The following is a 19,130-nucleotide window of genomic DNA, read 5'->3' as shown; positions in this document are numbered from 1 at the left end:
TTTATTTGTTCCATCTGTATTAGAGGAATATCTTTACAATAGTAATAACAACTTTATTTTGAAAACAAGTACAAGAATATCGACATATTGGAAGATTCAGCTCATTGGCTGGATTACCACTTCTTTATATTGGGGACTCTCAGCTTTTTTTACCAGTAGTTTTATTTGGAAAATGGGCATAATCGATTTAATTCTGGATGTGCTTATTGGTATGACACTTACACACCTATATAGAAATTTTGCTATAAAAAAAGGATGGAATAAATTAAATCTAAAAAAGTTAGTTCCAAAAATTGCGTTCAGTATTTTAATACTTTCTGTATTGTATATGTTTTTAATTGTTGGTAAACTTTATCTGGTTCGTTTGTTTATTTTAAACGACAGTCCTGTTTCATTCGTGTCTTTTTTTAAGGATGCACAATTGCAGGTTTTTATTACAGGTATCAGGCTTATGTCTATTTGGGTATTGGCGTATCATCTCTATCATTATTCTAGACTTGAAATAGAAACCGTAAAAGAAAATGCCCGATTGACAGTTATAATAAAAGAAGCACAACTCAATAATTTGAGTGCACAACTTAACCCGCATTTCTTTTTTAACTCCCTAAATAATATTAAGTTTTTGGTATTAGAAAATCCTGATTCAGCCAGAAGAGCCATTGATCTTTTATCTGAGTTACTTCGAAATTCTTTAAATAGTAATATAAGCAGATTAATACCCTTAAGTGACGAAATTAATCTTGTTAGAGATTACCTGGAATTAGAAAAAATAAGATTTGAGGAACGATTGCAAATAAAAATTGAAATTAATCCAAAAGTATCGAAAGGTTTAATTCTGCCTTTGAGTATTCAGTCGCTGGTCGAAAATGCCATAAAACACGGAATTGAAAAAAGAAAAAGCGGCGGATTTATAACTTTAAAAATAGAAGAAGAAAACAACTTCCTGAAAATAAGTGTCCAAAATTCAGGAAAGCTAAGTCAGGAGATTAATCATTCGGGTATTGGCTTAAATAATCTGAAAGAAAGGCTGCTTCTGCAATATAATGGAAATGCTTCTTTTGAAATGAACCAGCTGGAAGACGATACAGTTTTAGCCACTATTATAATACCATTACAATGAAAAAGATAAAAGTTATAATAATAGATGACGAACGTTTATCGAGAGAAGAGCTTAAAAGGACATTGGCAACGTATGAAGATTTTGTTGTAATAGGAGAGGCGGCAAATGCCGATGATGCAAAAGATCTGATCGAAACAAAAATGCCTGATTTAATTTTTTTGGATATTCAGATGCCTGAAAAATCCGGATTTGATTTGTTAGAATCTTTAGACAATGTACCTCATGTTTTATTTATTACAGCTTATGATCAATATGCAGTACAAGCATTTGAAGTAAATGCTTTAGATTATTTAATGAAACCCATAAGAGAGGAACGTTTTGCAAAGGCGATTGAAAAAATAAGAGATACTATAAAACTGAAATCTTCTTTGAATAATTCTGTTTCAGAAGACCGAAAGATTTTTATAAAAGATGGCGAGAAACGATTTTTCATTCGGTTAGATGAAATCTATTTAATCGAATCCTTAGAAAATTATACGAGACTATTTTTTCAGGATAAAAAAGCGCTTCAAAGACGTTCTCTTCGTCAATGGGAAGAACTGTTGGATGAAAACATTTTCTTTAGAATAAACAGAACCGAGATTATCAATATAAAATACATCCAGACAATTAATACAACAGATAGCGGTAGATTAGAAGTAAAGCTAAAAAGCGGAGAACTATTAGAAGTATCAAACCGCCAATCAGTCAAGTTCAAAAACAAGAACGGAATCTAATTCATCAATTTCAGTACTATTTTTAATCCTTACAGCTAATGCTAATTAGTTGTAGAGACGTCGTATGCTCTCTTTAGATCGAATGAGTCTCATTTTTATAAATAATGCCAATCAAGATTTCAAAGTCTGCAATTTGTGCCGTTAGGCCACTGCATATTGTTAGAAATTAGATTCGTAATATGTTAGCGTGCCGTAGGTACGCAACAAAAGGATAACTATTGCGTACCTACGGCACGCTAAATTAATTCCTGTTGCGATTAGCTACCAATATGTAGTGCCTAAAGGCACATCTCAACTCTTAATTCGCATAAATAATTACGCTTTAAATAAAACCATCTTTAAAATCATTCAATGAAAACCATTCTAAATTTTGTATTTCTTATTTTAATAGTATCAAATGCATTCTCACAACAGACCAGCAGAACTAACTCAGAAGATTTAAAAAACGCTTACAACATTCAGGATAGTGTACTGATTAAAACCCGAGATGGCGCTTTTATATCAGCAATTGTGGTCCGAAAAAAAGGAATCAGTATTCCAAAACCTGTAATACTTCAATATACTATTTATGTTAGGGATAAAGGCAGAGATGTAAAATCTTTAAAAGAAGCTGTAGACAACGGTTATGTTGGTGTAATTGCTTATACAAGAGGAAAACGGTTTAGTCCAGGCGAGATATTTCCGTATGAACATGATGGCAACGACTCTTACGATGTTATTGATTGGATTAGTAAGCAAGAATGGTGTAATGGGAGCGTAGGAATGTTTGGCGGTAGCTATAACGGATTTACCCAATGGGCGGCTTGCAAAAAAATGCATCCTGCACTCAAAACAATTGTTCCGTATGTTGCGAACAGGCCCGGAATGGGATTGCCTATGGAAAATAACATTTTTGTGAACCCTAATTATGAATGGTCATTTTATGTAGGTAATAATAAGTCTCTGGATACTGTTGCCGGAGACGACAGACAAAGATTTAGAACGATGCAAAATAAATGGTGGAAAACTGGCGAGGCTTATAAAAAACTGGATAGCATTGACGGAGCTCCAAACAGATTGTTTCAGCGATGGATCAAACATCCTTCGTTTGACAAATATTGGCAAAAAATGGCTCCTTACAAAAAAGATTTTGCTCAAATAAATATTCCCATATTAGCTTTTGACGGATATTATAATGATTCTCAAAATTCAAGTTTGTATTATTTGCGAGAACTTCAAAAATATAATCCGCAAACTCCGATCTATTTAATAATTGGACCATACGGTCATTTTGGTACTCAGGTAGGCGGCGAAAGTAATTTGTATGGCTATAAAGTCGACTCACTAGCCTTAATCAATATTAAAAAAATTACGTACCAATGGTTTGATTATATTCTGAAAAACGGTACTAAACCAGAAATGCTAAAAGATAAAATAAACTATGAAGTAATGGGACAAAACCAGTGGAGAAGCGCTCCGTCTCTTGACAAAATGGCAAATGGTTTCCTGAGGCTGTATTTGACGGATAATAAATCAGGGAAATTTTATGCTTTAAAAGATAAAAAACCAACAAAAAAAAAATACCTGTATCAGGAAGTTGATTTTGCTGACAGACAAACAGAAAATAACGATTATTACCCGGATCCCATTGTTCGAAAAGAAATTGATACCAGTAACGGATTTGTTTTTATAAGCAATCCGCTCAAAGAGCCGGTATTGGTAAGCGGATCATTTTTGGGTGACATAAAAGCGAGCATCAATAAAAAAGATATGGATATAGGAGTTACGTTGTATGAAGTGATGCCAAATGGAGACTATTTTCATTTGTCTTACTTTTTAGGACGCGCCAGTTATGCCAAAGATATCACGAAGAGAAATTTGCTGAAACCAAATCAAATAGAAACCATTTCTTTTTCGAATACGCATTTGGTCAGTAAACAATTAAGTATTGGAAGTCGTTTGCTTGTAGTGATCAATGTCAATAAAAATCAATTTTCAGAACTCAATTACGGAACCGGAAAAGTAGTAACCGAAGAAACTATTAAAGATGCTGGAGAGCCCTTAAAAGTAAAATGGTACAACGATAGTTTTGTAAAAATCCCAATTTGGAGATAAAATATATAAAAAAGCAAAAGCCGCAATTTCAGAATGAAATTGCGGCTTTTGTATAATCTAAAATCTGAACTCTAAAGTCTAAAATCAGATATTAACCCAAGAAAGGATATCTGTAATCTTCTGGAGTTACAAAAGTTTCTTTGATTGTTCTAGGAGAAGCCCAACGTAATAAATTCAATGCAGAACCTGCTTTATCGTTAGTTCCTGAAGCTCTTGCACCGCCAAAAGGTTGCATTCCTACAACAGCACCTGTTGGTTTGTCGTTAATGTAGAAGTTACCGGCAGCATTTTGCAATTTTGTAGTAGCTACTTCAATAGCATAACGATCCTGGCTAAATACAGCTCCTGTCAAAGCATACTCAGATGTAGTATCAACTAATTCTAAAGTCTCTTCCCATTTTGCATCTTCATATACATATATAGTAATTACCGGTCCAAATAACTCGGTTTCCATTGTAGTATATTTAGGATTTGTTGTTACGATAATTGTTGGCTCAATAAAGTATCCTACAGATTTATCGTAGTTTCCACCAGCTATAATTTCAGCATCAGCATCTTTTTTAGCCTGATCGATAAAACCAGCCAATTTATCAAAAGAACCTTCGTGAATAACTGCTGTAATAAAGTTTCCAAAATCTTCCGGAGAACCCATTTTCATAGATTTTACATCGGCAATTAATTGTTCTTTTACTGCTGGCCATAAACTTTGAGGAACGTAAGCTCTTGAAGCTGCAGAACATTTTTGTCCTTGAAATTCAAATGCACCACGAGTAATTCCTGTCGCTACTTGTTTTACGTTAGCACTTGGGTGTGCAATGATAAAATCTTTACCACCAGTTTCTCCAACGATTCTTGGGTATGTTTTATAGTGGTGAATATTTGCACCAATTTTAGCCCATATATCTTTAAATACATGTGTTGATCCTGTAAAGTGAACACCTGCAAAATCACGACTTGCCAAAACAGTATCTGTAATCATTAATGCATCTCCAAAAACAACGTTGATAACGCCATCAGGAACACCGGCTTCTTTAAAAACATCGATGATAATTTTTGCAGAGAAAACCTGGCTATCACTTGGTTTCCAGATTACAACGTTACCCATCATTGCAGCACTTGCAGGAAGATTTGCAGCAATAGCAGTAAAGTTAAAAGGAGTAATTGCGTAAACAAAACCTTCAAGAGGTCTGTATTCTAAACGGTTCCATGTTGTAGAATCAGATTTTGGCTGATCTCCGTAAATCTGAGTCATAAATTCTACGTTGTAACGTAAAAAGTCGATCAATTCGCAAGAAGCATCAATTTCTGCCTGATGAATATTTTTAGATTGACCAATCATGGTTGCTGCATTAATACGGGCTCTGTATGGACCTGCAATAAGTTCAGCAGCTTTTAAGAAAATAGCAGCACGTTGTTCCCATGCCATATTTGCCCATGCTTTTCTTGATTCAAGTGCATTGGCAATTGCTTTTTCGATATGTTGTTTTTCGGCTAAATGATAGGTTCCTACAATATGTTTGTGATCATGAGGAGCTGATATTGTTCTTGTATTTCCAGTTCTGATTTCTTCGCTTCCGATATACAACGGAACATCGATTTTAGAATTCCACAATGTTGTGTAAGCTGCCTGAACAGCTGCTTTTTCTGGAGAGTTAGGCGCGTAACCTTTTACTGGCTCGTTTACCGCTTTTGGTACATGAAAGAATCCTTTTAGCATGTTATTTAAAATTAGATAATTAGACAATTTAAGGGTTAGATGATTTGATTTATTACGAATAATCTAACGTGGCACAAAAGTACAAAGGATAAATTAATAATTTGACAATTTTGTGATTAAGATAACGATAAAAAAAATATAGTTTTTATGCTATATCCTTAGTTTAAAGCAAAAGGAGCGCACATTCTAAAAGTAGGTACAATTACTTTGAATGTCTTGGTCGAAGTAAAATTGATCATATTAAAATAACCTTTCATTGCCCCGTAAGGAGATGATAATAAACAACCGGAACTGTAAGTGTGATTTTCTCCAGGTTTTAAGACTGGCTTTTTGCCAATAACGCCTTCTCCGTCGACAACTTCTAAGTCATTTAATGAATCAAATATTTCCCAATGACGAGAAGTTAACTGAACAGAGTCTTTGCTGTGATTTTCGATCGTAACTACATAACTAAAAGCAAAGTGAATCTTGTAGTTCTTGAAGTAAGTACCTTCAAAACTAGTCAAAACAGATATTTTTATGCCTCTTGTTATCTGAGAAACCATACTAAAGTAGTATATATGTGTGGGTTATAGCTGCAAATCTACAAAAAAAAATCTTTCGATCTAAAACCTTAACAATGTTTTAATTTATGATGTTTACAGAGCTCGCATTTCCTTTTCCTATCACTCTTTGATAACGATCTGTACTTTCTTTATAGTAAACTAAGATGGTGTACTCATTTTCAGTTTGATAAAAGTTGCCATCAATTGCATTCTCATAATCGATGACCCCTTTTTTGTCTGCAATTGTATATTGAAAATTGGTAAAACCCTGTTTTATCATAACTGCTTTTTCATAAACACCCTTGTCTGTATTATAATCCATTTTGTATTCCGGAGACAGGCTATAATTGTTGAACATGCCCGTAATATAAATATCTTTGGTCGATGATCTAAAGGTAGGAGCAGAGAGTGTAAAGTAAACCCAGGCATAATCTGCCTCGATTTCGTTATTGGAAGCATTCACATTCTTAACAACAAAATTTCCGTTTACATCCTGATATACAGTGTATATTTGATTGGCTCTTGCCTGATTTGTGTACAAGTAAGCGTTGTAAATATCATTATTGGCACCTACTCTTCCCACATTGCTGCTCGCAGCACGAATGTCTTTGTTTTCGAAATATAAAAATTCATTTCCGCCCCAGAATTGCGTTTCCTTATCATATTTATAAACCAATTGATTCCCGATCGTGTATTGCGGCGGAATGTTTTTAATGACATTATTAAAATTACCATTTTGTAATAATAAGATTTTTACGTTTTGTAAAGGAGTTTGAAAAGCAATATCATTTGATACGACAGAGAAATCTAAATTTTGTTTATAGCTAATATTCGTAACATCGCGGCTACGTTTTACCTGAGCTGCAACAGTCGAATGATTTTCGTATAAGATGAATTTTCTTGAAAAAACAATCTCTTTGTCTTCGTTCAGGATGCGAAGCATATAATTTCCTGAAATTCGCAATTGCGTCGTAAACTGATTAGGAAAAGAAAGTCGGTAATGAGAATAAACCTGAAGTGTATTAAATGAATTTACATAATCAGTAATTCTCTGATTGTCAAAACCACTGATATAATCTGTTTTAGGAATATCTGTTGGTTTCCAGTTATAATCACAATGAATAATCTCAAAATAGTAATTGGCTTCATTGCCAAATAAATCATCAAACTGAAATGTAAATGTATCGCCTAACTCAAAGATAGGAACTACATTCGTACTGTTTTGAACAAACGAAACAGTCTTAATATTATAAGGAGGATCAACTTCGGTTTGTACTTCCTGGGCTGTCGCCGAAGCAAAAAACAAAATCAGCAGCAGGTTTTGAAATAAAAATTTTGGCATCTTATTACATTGTATCAATTCGTTGGGCATCATTTTTTTTAACACATAGAAACATAAATCTTGCAATCTCAAAAAAGACATTTCACTTATTTAAAATACACAAAGTAGGCTATGTGAGAGAAATATATTTCTTTTTTTAATTCTTTTTCACACATGAAATCTATGTTTCGATGTGTTTAAATTACATCCAGCGTGTTTGTAAGATTGTAAATATAACAATTTATGTAACGAAAAATAAGACATTTTATTGGTTTTAAAAACAATTCCTTAAGAATTTAAAATGTATTCTAAATTCACTTCGATTTCGTCATTAATGTAGCTTTCTTCTAAAAGCGAATCAGATAATAACTTTTTGTTTTCCTGCAGTTTGATTATTTTTTCTTCTACTGTGTTTTTCGAAATAAACCTGATAACATTCACTTTATTTAATTGCCCAATTCTGTGTGCTCTTGCAACTCCTTGTTTTTCGGCAAAAGGATTCCACCACGGATCTAAAAACAAAACATAAGAAGCTTTTGTAATATTCAACCCAACGCCACCGGCTTTGAGCGAGATGAAAAACAATAAAGGATCTTCGTTTTCCTGAAACAAATTTACTTGTTGTTCTCTTTTTCCGGAAGGAGTTTCGCCCGTAATTTCACAAAATGCGATTTTGTTTTCCTTACACCAGGAGGTGTAAAAATTAAGATTAGTAACAAAGGAGCTAAAAATAATAGTCTTCTGTTTTCCTTTTACTAAATTTTCAAGATAATTCGTTACCGCAATATATTTTCCGGAATCAATTTCAGATTCCTGATCGATCATTTTAGGGTGATTGCTCAGTTGTCTTAACTTCATCAGCGTGTTGATAATGCTAATTTTGTCAGGACTGGTTCCATCTGTTTTTAGTAAAAAATTGCGGGCTTTTGATTTTTCTTTTTCATACAATTTTTCCTGCTCAGGATCCATATTACAATAATAGATCTGTTCTGTTAGTTCCGGTAAGTCTTTTAAAACCTGCTCTTTGGTTCTTCTTAAAATATAAGGCTGAATCAGGTTTTTTAATTCAGACAGGCTGTCTTCGTCTTGCTTTTTCTCAATTGGGATTTTAAAATTTTCTGCAAAAAAATTATAACTACCTAAAATGTCAGGATTTATAAATTGCATCTGCGACCATAAATCATCCAGTGAGTTTTCGATAGGTGTACCGCTTAGTGCTATTTTATGATCAGTATCTATTTTGTTTATTGCTTTAAAAATTTTAGAATTTTTATTTTTAATGTATTGACTTTCATCCAAAATTAAATAACGGAAGTTGTACTTTTCTAAAATTGAAATATCACGATGAACAATGTTGTAACTGGTAAAAATCAGGTCCGACGATTCTAATCTGTTTACCAATAATTTTCTGTCATTGCCTACATATTGCATTTTCGAAAAATGTGGTGTAAATTTTGCAGCTTCGTTGTACCAGTTAAAAACCAATGAAGAGGGTAAAACAATCAGGGCTTTTAAGGGTTCTCTCTCGACAACAGTTTCGTTTTGAAACAAATCAAAATTGGTGGTTTTAGTCGTATATCCCAATTGTTCCTGTACCGCAACAAGAACCGCTAAAGTTTGCAAGGTCTTACCAAGTCCCATATCATCTGCCAGGCAAGCACCCAGATTTGAATTGAAGTGACCTAAAAGCCATTTTACACCATCAACCTGATAAGGTCTTAAAGAAGCCTTTAATAAATCAGAAGGTGCATATTCGGCTTTATAAATAGGATCTGCATCGTTTTTTATTTCTGGAATTGCATCCAAAGCAGCAAAATTACTTTTACGTAAAAGCAAATCTCCATTTTCTGTCCTGGCTAGTTTTGCCAGCGAACTATATTTGCTGAGCCATTCCAGCGGAATCAAAAAATAACTTCCGTCAGGCAATACAAACAGTCTTTCTTTGCTTTTTATGTTTGGAATAATTTCGCTGAAATTGATCGTAAAAGTTCCAATCGTAATGATTATTTTGATATCAAACCAATCTCCTTTTGTTTCTTTTGATGCTGAAATGGTATGTTTTTCTGTAATGATTTCTTTGCTTTCCAATTTCAGGTTTTGGATCGAAAATCCAAAGTTTTCCAGCTCTTCTTTATGATCAATAACCAATTGAATATTAGCATAAGGATCATGAATTACTGCATCCGGATTCCATCCAAATAATTCGTTTTTGATTTTTACCAGACCAATTTCAAGTAATTTTTTTGTATATAAAATTTCAGCAGCACTGCGCTTAAACTGAATTATTTTGGGCTCATTAGCAATACTGAAATCAACAAACGAATGTGTTTTTTTAGATTTACCGGCATCAAACAAATACCCGTTATAATCAAAAAAAAGGTTGAGGTAGTAACAGTTTTTAAAGAAATCATAGACAGGCTCAATCGTACACGAAACGATTGTATCCCGTTGCTCCATTTCAAATCCCGTAGCTTCAATGTCAATTTTTTTGGCAATTTCAGGAATGAAATTTTTAAAATAATTATCGACCAATTTTGAAGGTATTTCGATCGATTTTTTCTTTAAAAAAGGTAGAAGTTTTTTAGAATTAAGGTCTTTTAACTGTCCTAATTTTTTATCAATAATCAACCAGCTTGGTTCGTCCAGTAATATTTCGATGTTACTGTTTAAAGGCGAAAATGTAGTTATATTTTCTTTTAAAGACAGCGTATACGTAATTCCTTCCGGATGTTTATTAAATTGAATCTGAGGCTCTAAATACAGCGAATTAGTGCTTACTCTGGAACGGTAGAAATCTTTTTCGGCTCCCATGTTTACAGAGAGCGGAAATTGTTCTTTGACAATTAAACTATAAAACGAATCTAAATTTAATTGCAAGTGCTGGCGAATAGCAAAATCAATTTTTGAATCTTTTTGTAAATCAGCTATTGTTTTTGCCGACTTGATTTTTGCGCTGAATTTCTTGAAAATAAAATCAGGCTTTAAAGAGTCGCAAGCCGTCAGTATTTTTTTTGTATTAGCATCTAAATTCTCAAAAAGAACTCCAAAACTTTCAAGTACATCTGCACTCGCTTTTTTGTCTAGATATTTTATATCACTGGCATCTTCAACAATGTAGGCTGATGGGATATAGGCATTCAGGTTTTTTTCAAAACTGATGTCAAAGCAAAACTGAAATGATTTTGAAGGTTCCAAAGTTTAGGGATTTGGTTGGCTTATAATTTAGAGATTGGGCAAAAAAATAAAGAGTTTTCAAAATATCAATAATTTGAAAACTCTTTTTAAATGAGCTTATATCACTTATATGGTAAAAAAATTAGTTTTCCTGTTTAAAACAAAGCGGAATAATTTCGCCTTTTGCCAAACAATATTTTTCTACCAATTCAGGAGAAATTTTATTGGTATAATCTTCTTCGATTACTATAAAACCGATGCTTCTTAATTTATCAAAATAATCACGGCCATAGATACGAACGTGATCGTATTGACCAAATATTTTAGCGCGTTCTTTTTGATCTGTAATAGTATCATCTGCAAAAGTTACTGCTCTGGATAAATCCTGTGGAATTTGTAGAATCGCCATTCCGCCTGGTTTTAAAACACGAAATAATTCCTGCATTGCCTTTGTGTCATCCGGAATATGTTCCAGAACGTGGTTGCATAAAATAACATCATATTCATTATCCTTAAAAGGCAAATTGCAAATGTCGGCTTTTACATCAGCCAATGGCGAAAGCAAATCTGTGGTTGTGTAATCAAGATTTTTTTGGTTGCGGAATCTTTTGTAAAACGCTTGTTCCGGAGCAAAATGCAATACTTTTTTTGGTGCTGTAAAAAAATCAGTCTGATCGTTTAAGTACAACCAAAGCAAACGGTGTCTTTCTAGCGAAAGCGTACTTGGCGAAAGAACATTGTTACGCTGTTTTCCATATCCGTAAGGCAAAAAACTTTTAAAACTTCTTCCATCAATGGGGTCAGTATATTTGGTTCCTTTTAATGAAAATGCCAAAATTGGACGCGCAACATAACTTAAACGAATTAATAATGGACGCGGAATTGTATTGAGTACTAATTTAAATAATTTTTTCATTGGGGTTGTTTCACAGAGTTACACGAAGTTAGCGCGGAGTCTCACAAAGTGTTTATAAATCTTTTGATATTGTTTTTTAAAATTTTTGAATCAAAATTAATAAGCAATCCCAAGGGATAATTGCCAAGTTTTAAATAGGTTAATATTTGGGCAAAATGCACATCGGTAAATGCTTCAACAGTTTTTAATTCAATGACTATTTTATTTTCAATTAGTAAATCAATTCTGTATCCATGATCTAGTTTTATGTCCTTATAAGTTATTGGTAATGATTTTTGTTTTTCAACAATCAAATCTGAATTTACAATTTCATAAAATAAACATTCTTGATAAGCGGATTCTAATAAACCCGGACCAAGCTGTTTGTGAACTTCAATAGCTAAACCAATAATTTTATAAGTAATTGCATCTAATTTATTACGGGATTCGTTGTCTTCTTCAAACATTTTAAAAGGTCTTTAAAATAAATAATTTTGTGAATCTCGGTGTATAACTTAGTGCAACTTTGTGTAATAACTATAAAACTAACGGCACTTTTCTGAATTCGTCTTCTTCATTGCTTTCGATTCCTAAAGCTTTGTATATGTACTGGAAAGTGGATAAAATTTCTGGTTTACCATCAATAAGAGCAACGTCATGTTCGAAATGGGCACTTGCTTTTCCGTCAGCTGTTGTAATCGTCCAGCCGTCTTTATGTTGTTTGATATTCTTGGTTCCAAGATTAATCATGGGCTCGATTGCAACGACCATTCCTTCTATAAAAAGTTTACCACGACCACGTTTTCCGTAGTTTGGCATTTCTGGTTCTTCGTGCATTTTTTGTCCTAAACCGTGACCAACCAGTTCTCGAACAACTCCGTAACCATGAGCTTCTGTATATTTCTGAATCGCATTTCCAACATCTTCAACACGATTTCCTGCCTTAAATTCTCTGATTCCTACGTAAAGGGACTCTTTCGTTACCTGCAAAAGTTTTTTAACTTCAGGAGCAACTTCTCCAATTTCAAAACTATACGCATGATCTCCGTGATATCCATTTTTAAAAGCGCCACAATCTACAGATATAACATCACCATTTTTCAAAGGTAAATTATTTGGTATTCCATGTACTACTTGCGAATTTGGACTCATACAAAGCGAATTCGGAAAATCATATAATCCCAAAAAACTTGGAACCGCACCGTGATCACGGATAAATTCCTCAGCCAGTTTGTCTAAGTATAATGTGGTAACTCCTTCTTTAATTTCAGAAGCAATCATTCCTAATGTTTTAGATACGATCAAAGCACTTTCGCGCATTAATTCGATTTCTTCACGTGATTTTACAATAATCATAATTTCGGATTTTCAGTTGGCAAAAGTACGATTTTAATATTATTTTTTTAGGTTGATGAATTTAAAAATTTTCGCGACGAATTTTACTAATTGACGAGAATCAGATTGCGTTTAAATACTGAATTTCACGAATTCAATATTTAAACGCAAAGTTTTTAAAGCAAAATTCGGGCTAATTCGTGGCAAACCTTTTTGATTTATAATTAAACTCAAAACCTTTTCGAATTACTATTTGACAGAAAAAACGTAAATTAGTGATAGTTAAAACTATTGTAATTATGGAAACATCTATAGATCAGGAAAATATATTAAAAAAGAAAGCTTTAAATAAAATGAAAAATAGCGCTTTGGCGCTTTTGGGCTTTGCGGTACTGCTGTTTATAATTGCCATTTATTTTAAGATTCCGCTGTTGCAGGCTTTTAGTGAAGCGGCAATGGTGGGCGGAATTGCCGATTGGTTTGCTGTTGTTGCCTTATTTCGCCATCCGTTGGGAATCCCAATTTGGCATACGGCAATTATTCCAACCAAAAAAAATGAAATAGGGGAAAACCTTGGAAACTTCGTTTCAGAGGAATTTTTAAATCGGGAGAAATTAGAAATCAAATTAGAAGAATTCAACTTTGCTACAAAAGCTTCAGATTGGTTGTCGCAAGAAGAAAACGCCAATAAAATTGCCAATCTTGTTGCAGTCAATATTATTCCGGGAATTTTGAAAACGATAAAGGATGAAGATATAAAGCGATTTATTCAGGTTCAGTTTGCAGCAAAACTCGAAGCTATTAATTTTGGAGATTGGGTTGCATTAGCTTTAGAGCCTTTGCAAAAAGGAAATGTAAAAGACGAATTGCTAACAAATGTTCTAAACGTTATGAGCACGGAACTTAGTAATAATAAAGATTTAATCAGAAAAAAGGTTAAAGAATCTACACCGTTTTTGAGTTTTGGCTTAGCCGATAAAAGCATTTCGGAAGGTATTTTTAATGGTCTGGCAGAATTTTTAGACGAAGCCAAAAAGCCGGAAAGTGAAATTAGAATCAAAATAGATGAATACGTTTATAACTTTCTGGATAAGGTAAAAAATTCTGAAGAAATGAGAATTAAGATCAATAATATGATTTTGGGTTTTGTAGGCAAAAAAGAGGTTCAGGATTATATAAACGGAATCTGGGATGAGATAAAATTGTCTATTGCTACTGATTTGGATAAGGGTGATCAATCGTCGATTAAAAATAGTATTTCGGGCTTAATTCAAAGTTTTGGAAACGGAATAAAAGAAGACATTGTGATGATCGACAAAATCAATAATTTCATTAAAAATGATTTACTTTCTATTCTTTTGAACAACAAAAAAGTAATTGGGGATTTAATCTCCTCAACAGTAAAAAGTTGGGATGGTAAAGAAGTGTCTGAAAAATTAGAACTCGAAATAGGAAAAGATCTTCAATACATCAGGATCAACGGAACGTTGGTTGGGGGTCTTATTGGTATTCTGATTTATTGTGTCGAGTGGACCTATCACTATTTTGTATAAAAAAATAAACCATATAAGTGATATAAGTAATTGTAAGCTTTAGGCAGCTTTATTAAATGAGTTTAACTCATTGGGTGTAATTATTTTAACACATAGAAACATAGCTTTTGACCTTTAAAAAAGGCGTTTCACTTGTTTAAAAATGCACATAGCCTGGCTATGTGAAAGAAATGTATTTCTTTTTTCATTCCTTTTAGCTAAAAAAAAATCTATGTTTCTATGTGTTAAATATATATATTGAATTACACGCAACGGGTTGAACTTATATTATTTATATGGTTTAAAAAATCTAAACTTTTTCTACAATAACGAATGACACTTCATTGCGTTTGGTTGCTGTACTCCCATTAATTCTAATATAGTAGGAGCGATGTCGCCAAGAACACCGTTTTGGATATTTTTCAAGTCTTTGTCAACCAGAATAATTGGCACCGGATTGGTGGTGTGTGCGGTATTTGGGCTTCCGTCAGGATTAATCATGGTTTCGCAATTTCCGTGATCAGCAATTACAATCGTAGTGTAATCGTTGGCAAGAGCAGCTTCGATAACTTGTTTTACACAAGCATCAACAGCTTCGCAAGCAAGAATTGCCGCACTCATGATTCCGGTATGCCCCACCATGTCTCCATTGGCAAAATTCAGACAAACAAAATCAACTTCTCCCTTATTCAATTCAGGAACAAGAGCTGCTGTAAGTTCAAAAGCACTCATTTCCGGTTGCAAATCATAAGTTGCTACTTTTGGGGAGTTTCTTAAAATACGGGATTCACCTTCAAAAGGAGTTTCTCTGCCTCCGGAGAAGAAAAATGTTACGTGCGGATATTTTTCAGTTTCGGCAATACGAATTTGTTTTTTGCCTGCTTTTTCTAAAATCTCACCCAGAGTTTCGGTAATATTGTCTTTATTGTAAACTACTTTTACGTTTTGGTACGTTTCGTCGTAGTTGGTAAGTGTTACATAATACAAGTTTAGCTTGTGCATGTTTTGCTCGTGAAAGTCTTGTTGCGAAAGTGCTTCTGTAAGTTCACGACCTCTGTCTGTTCTAAAATTAAAGAAGATAACCACGTCGCCTTCAGCGATTGTTGCAAGAGGTTTTTCTTGTTCATCAACCATTACAATTGGAGCAATAAATTCATCGGTAACATCGTGAGCATAACTGTCCAGGACACTTGCAACGGCATTTTTAGAAGGAGTTCCAATTGCATTTACAACCAAGTCATAGGCTAGTTTTACGCGTTCCCAACGTTTATCACGGTCCATTGCATAATAACGACCAATGATCGAAGCGATTTTTACCGGTGTATCTTTAATGTGTTCTTCAAGATCATGAATGTATTTAGCACCTGATTTAGGGTCTACATCACGACCATCTGTAAAGGCGTGAACAAATACATTCTCTAAACCATATTCTTGCGATGCATCAATTAACCCGCGCAAGTGAGACGTGTGAGAGTGTACTCCGCCATCTGAAACTAATCCTAAAAAATGTACTTTTTTATTGTTTTCTTTTGCATAAGTAAAAGCATCAACAAGAACTTGTTCTTTGGCAAGTGTTTGGTGTGCTACAGCCAGATTTATCTTGGCTAAATCCTGGTATACAATTCTTCCGGCACCAAGATTCATGTGACCCACTTCGCTGTTTCCCATTTGACCTTCCGGTAAACCAACATTTAATCCGTCGGTTCTAAGTTGTGCACTTGGGTAATTTTTGTAAAGACTGTTTATAAAAGGAACGTTTGCATTGTCTATTGCAGAAACTTTAGGGTCAGGAGATTTTCCCCAACCGTCTAAAATCATAAGTATTACTTTTTTGTTCATCATTTTTAGTTTTTTACAAAGATAAGCCATTTCTAAAATGTGCGCGAAAGCAACGATACAATTTATCGTTAATAAAATGAAGCGTATTAAAAAATATTAATCTTGTTGAAGAACTCTGTATTTTTTAAAATTAATTCAGACTAAGCTCTCTTTCTAACTTTATTTTTGACAGCATTATAGTCAATAAAGTATTTTACACTTACAGAAAAGATGTGATTTAATGCGTCATTATTAAGTAAAGCAGTTACATTGTTCTTGAAATCTTTGTCAATAATACGTTCAAAGTTAGAAGCATTGTTTCTGTATAATACTGATAGTTGACTGCCGGGAGCAAACCACCACGAATATGATAAATCTGTATTCCAGGAATAAAAGCTTGAATTTTTGTTCTTGGTATATTGCGGATAAGGCATTAAAGTACCGTCTTGCTGAAGTTCAAGTTCTTCCTTATTCTCAGCAAAAGACCAATATTGTCGCACTGCCAGATTAATGGTCATAGAGCTGTTTATAGCGTATTTTCCGCTTAAGGTGTTCGAATAAGTAATTACATTTCTATTGGCAAAAACAATAGTTTTAGGAGTCAAAGTATTGTTGTCGTCGTCTACGCTGTCGATATATCCTTTATTATTGTTTTTTCGATTAAAACTAAAAGTATAGGTTAGCAAAAGCTTATCGCTAAAACGATATCTGGGGCCAATATCAAAACCGTAAGCCATTCTTCCGGCTTCATCAGTAAAAATAACAGAAGGATTTAAGTCTATGGCAAATTTCTTATTGTAATTAGTAGAGACGCTTGCCCAGGTTTCAAATTTTCTAGGAATTAGAACATATCTGTTTTCTGCTCTTGGTTCATAATAATCGTGAGACTGCAAAGGAAAAACAGTAAATCCAATGCCGTAATAATTGTTTTTTATTGTCGACAGGTTAAGATCTGCACTAATTTTGTTTTCCTGTACTTTTCCGGATTCCTTATTAAATTCAGCATACATATCATAGTCAATCCTAAAAGTATTAAAAAGCTTTGTTGGGTTTAGAATTCTGTAATTCCCATTGCCGTAAACATTATAATAATTGGTATAAAAATTAATTCCCAAATCGTTGGGATCAAAATCCCTGGATACAAAATCAGTTCCTGCGCTGTAACGGTAATTTCCGCTGGTTTCGGCAAAACTTACCGTGCTAAAAATGCCATTTTTATCTTTAGTATCATTAATCACGCTATATTTTACATTTCCGGACAAATTATAGGTATTTTCTTTAGTGTTTAAATCCCATGCCAATCCGGTTACGTTTGCGTCCCGATAATGACCGTTTCGGGCAACATTGGTATTGATAAAAGTTACAGATCAATTTTTGCGAAAGCGTTGGTCCAAAACCAATACATTATAATTGGTAAGAGGTTCTACTATTTCTTGTCTTGTGCTGCCTGAAATAGTATCTTTTATGGTTGCAAAAGTTTTCTCGGTAACAGCGTTTAAAATCCCAACACCTAATCCTTTTTTAGTTCTTCCGGAAACTTTTAAGGCATTGATAAGATTAACATTCTGAACCGTTTCGATTATTTTTTCATTGTCTTTTAAATCCGGATCTATTGAAGGTGTCCCGCCAATTCTTCTCGAATAAAACATATTTCCTTTATTGAATAAATCAGTTCCTTCAGTAAAAAAAGCTCTGTTTTCATTAAATTGTTGCTCAAACGGACCCAGATTCAAAATTTGATCATCATATTTTGTCTGTCCAAAATCAGGAATTAAAATCGCATCAAGAGTAAAAGCATCATTAATACCGTATTTAATATCCATTCCGCCTTTTATAGTACCATACGTTTTTTGACTATCACCAGCATTTAAATAATATGATGCATAAGGCATTAAAAATAATCGGGTAGGAGGCTTGATGTTTTCGATTCCTTCCAGGATGCCATTTTGTTGTGTAAACGTTCCAACTTTAGTATCAATTAGATTCCAGGTATATTTTTTGCGTTCTCTTTTTATCTCTCTAAAAAAGTTAATTCCCCATGTTTGTTTGTCTTGGGCAGAGAAGCGTAGTGCGGCATAGGGGATTTTTATTTCGACAATCCATCCTTTATCGGTTAGGGAGGCTTTACTGATCCAGACCGCATCCCAGGAATAATCTTCGCCATTGGCATCTGTCATGATACAATCGCCCTGCACATTAGCGGCTGATACAAAAAATTCAAAACTTTGCTGCCCGTCATTAAAACCATTTAAAAAAACACCAAAAATATCAGCAGTACCAAATTTATCACGCTGCGAGATTTCTTTCAAAATTTTGTTTGGTTCGTCATCATATAACATTGCGCCAATATAAATAGCGTCATTATTATATAAAACTTTGATTTCTGATCTTCTGGCTTCAGGAATTGGTTTTCCGTTATCTGGTTGATACATGACAAAATCTGTAGCTATAGCGGCATTTTTCCAGACAGGTTCGTCCAGATTTCCATCAATAGCAATAGCTTCGTTAATGGGTTGAGTTTGAATTGCTTTTTTTTGGCCATAATTCCAAAACGAAATGAAAAGGAAGATAAAAAGAGCTGGTTTTTTCATGTAAAATTTTAAAACAGAATAAAGGATTTAATGTGCTTTGTAATAGACTGTAATTATATCGATATGTTACAGTTTTAATCGAAAAAAATGAAATTCATTATACTTTCTTTAAGAAAATAGTCAAAAATGTTTAGATTTTTACCAGAAGTAAATCTCTTACAAAATTATTTATTTTTTGCCCATAATGCTAATTTATTGTTTTGATTCTGTTAAAGTTTAGGCAAAAAGTGCCTGATTTACAGACTTATATTTTGATACGGATATTTTTTTTA

12 protein-coding genes and 1 pseudogene are annotated in these 19,130 nt (G+C 33.6%); 4 read left to right on the top strand and 9 right to left on the bottom strand.

Going from position 1 to position 19,130, the window contains the following annotated elements; genetic code table 11:
* The first annotated feature begins 58 nt into the window (after positions 1-58).
* From B0A64_RS19840 to B0A64_RS19830, 3 genes are all read left to right on the top strand, one after another.
* A complete protein-coding gene (locus tag B0A64_RS19840) occupies positions 59-1,120 on the top strand; it encodes a sensor histidine kinase (protein ID WP_244285455.1) in 1,062 nt (353 codons plus the stop codon).
* Entirely contained in the window at positions 1,117-1,836 is a 720-nt protein-coding gene (locus B0A64_RS19835; RefSeq protein ID WP_089481217.1) for a LytR/AlgR family response regulator transcription factor, read from the top strand. The genes B0A64_RS19840 and B0A64_RS19835 overlap by 4 nt, the downstream gene beginning before the upstream one ends.
* Positions 1,837-2,187: 351 nt before the next feature.
* The gene (locus tag B0A64_RS19830) at positions 2,188-3,930 is read left to right on the top strand and encodes a CocE/NonD family hydrolase (protein ID WP_089481216.1); all 1,743 of its coding nucleotides are present in this window, start codon (positions 2,188-2,190) and stop codon (positions 3,928-3,930) included.
* 91 nt (positions 3,931-4,021) lie between these two features.
* Here the strand turns inward: B0A64_RS19830 and pruA are convergent, their stop codons facing one another.
* The 7 genes from pruA to map all read right to left on the bottom strand — a co-directional run bounded on the left by pruA (position 4,022) and on the right by map (position 12,938).
* Positions 4,022-5,647, bottom strand: coding sequence for an L-glutamate gamma-semialdehyde dehydrogenase (pruA, locus tag B0A64_RS19825; RefSeq protein ID WP_089481215.1), 1,626 nt, complete (start codon positions 5,645-5,647; stop codon positions 4,022-4,024).
* A gap of 158 nt (positions 5,648-5,805) precedes the next feature.
* Positions 5,806-6,192 carry a Co2+/Mg2+ efflux protein ApaG gene (gene apaG, locus B0A64_RS19820; RefSeq protein WP_065452127.1) on the bottom strand — a complete coding sequence of 129 codons (387 nt, stop codon included), beginning with the start codon at positions 6,190-6,192 and terminating at the stop codon, positions 5,806-5,808.
* Positions 6,193-6,271: 79 nt separating this feature from the next.
* Positions 6,272-7,534: a type IX secretion system plug protein gene (locus B0A64_RS19815; RefSeq protein ID WP_089481247.1), complete on the bottom strand. Its 1,263-nt coding sequence runs from the start codon at positions 7,532-7,534 to the stop codon at positions 6,272-6,274.
* Between the two features lie 267 nt (positions 7,535-7,801).
* Complete coding sequence (locus B0A64_RS19810) at positions 7,802-10,708, bottom strand: DEAD/DEAH box helicase (RefSeq protein WP_089481214.1); 2,907 nt, start codon at positions 10,706-10,708, stop codon at positions 7,802-7,804.
* A 121-nt stretch (positions 10,709-10,829) separates the two neighbouring features.
* Entirely contained in the window at positions 10,830-11,603 is a 774-nt protein-coding gene (locus B0A64_RS19805; protein ID WP_089481213.1) for a class I SAM-dependent methyltransferase, read from the bottom strand.
* Between the two features lie 41 nt (positions 11,604-11,644).
* Positions 11,645-12,049 (bottom strand): GxxExxY protein, encoded by a 405-nt coding sequence (locus tag B0A64_RS19800; protein WP_089481212.1) that lies wholly within the window; start codon positions 12,047-12,049, stop codon positions 11,645-11,647.
* 70 nt (positions 12,050-12,119) lie between these two features.
* Positions 12,120-12,938: a type I methionyl aminopeptidase gene (map, locus tag B0A64_RS19795; protein ID WP_089481211.1), complete on the bottom strand. Its 819-nt coding sequence runs from the start codon at positions 12,936-12,938 to the stop codon at positions 12,120-12,122.
* Positions 12,939-13,216: 278 nt separating this feature from the next.
* Between map and B0A64_RS19790 the strand changes: the two genes are divergently transcribed.
* Positions 13,217-14,470: a DUF445 domain-containing protein gene (locus B0A64_RS19790; RefSeq protein WP_089481210.1), complete on the top strand. Its 1,254-nt coding sequence runs from the start codon at positions 13,217-13,219 to the stop codon at positions 14,468-14,470.
* 300 nt (positions 14,471-14,770) lie between these two features.
* Here the strand turns inward: B0A64_RS19790 and gpmI are convergent, their stop codons facing one another.
* Together gpmI and B0A64_RS19780 are read right to left on the bottom strand one after the other, a co-directional pair.
* A complete protein-coding gene (gene gpmI, locus B0A64_RS19785) occupies positions 14,771-16,288 on the bottom strand; it encodes a 2,3-bisphosphoglycerate-independent phosphoglycerate mutase (RefSeq protein WP_089481209.1) in 1,518 nt (505 codons plus the stop codon).
* 140 nt (positions 16,289-16,428) lie between these two features.
* Positions 16,429-18,858 (bottom strand): annotated as a pseudogene (locus tag B0A64_RS19780) (DUF5916 domain-containing protein).
* Between the last annotated feature and the right edge of the window lie 272 nt (positions 18,859-19,130).

Source organism: Flavobacterium araucananum (assembly GCF_002222055.1).
In the GTDB taxonomy this organism is placed as follows: Bacteria; Bacteroidota; Bacteroidia; order Flavobacteriales; family Flavobacteriaceae; genus Flavobacterium; species Flavobacterium araucananum.
Note: the sequence above shows the minus strand (reverse complement) of the source record. Positions and strands in the feature narration are given on the sequence as shown.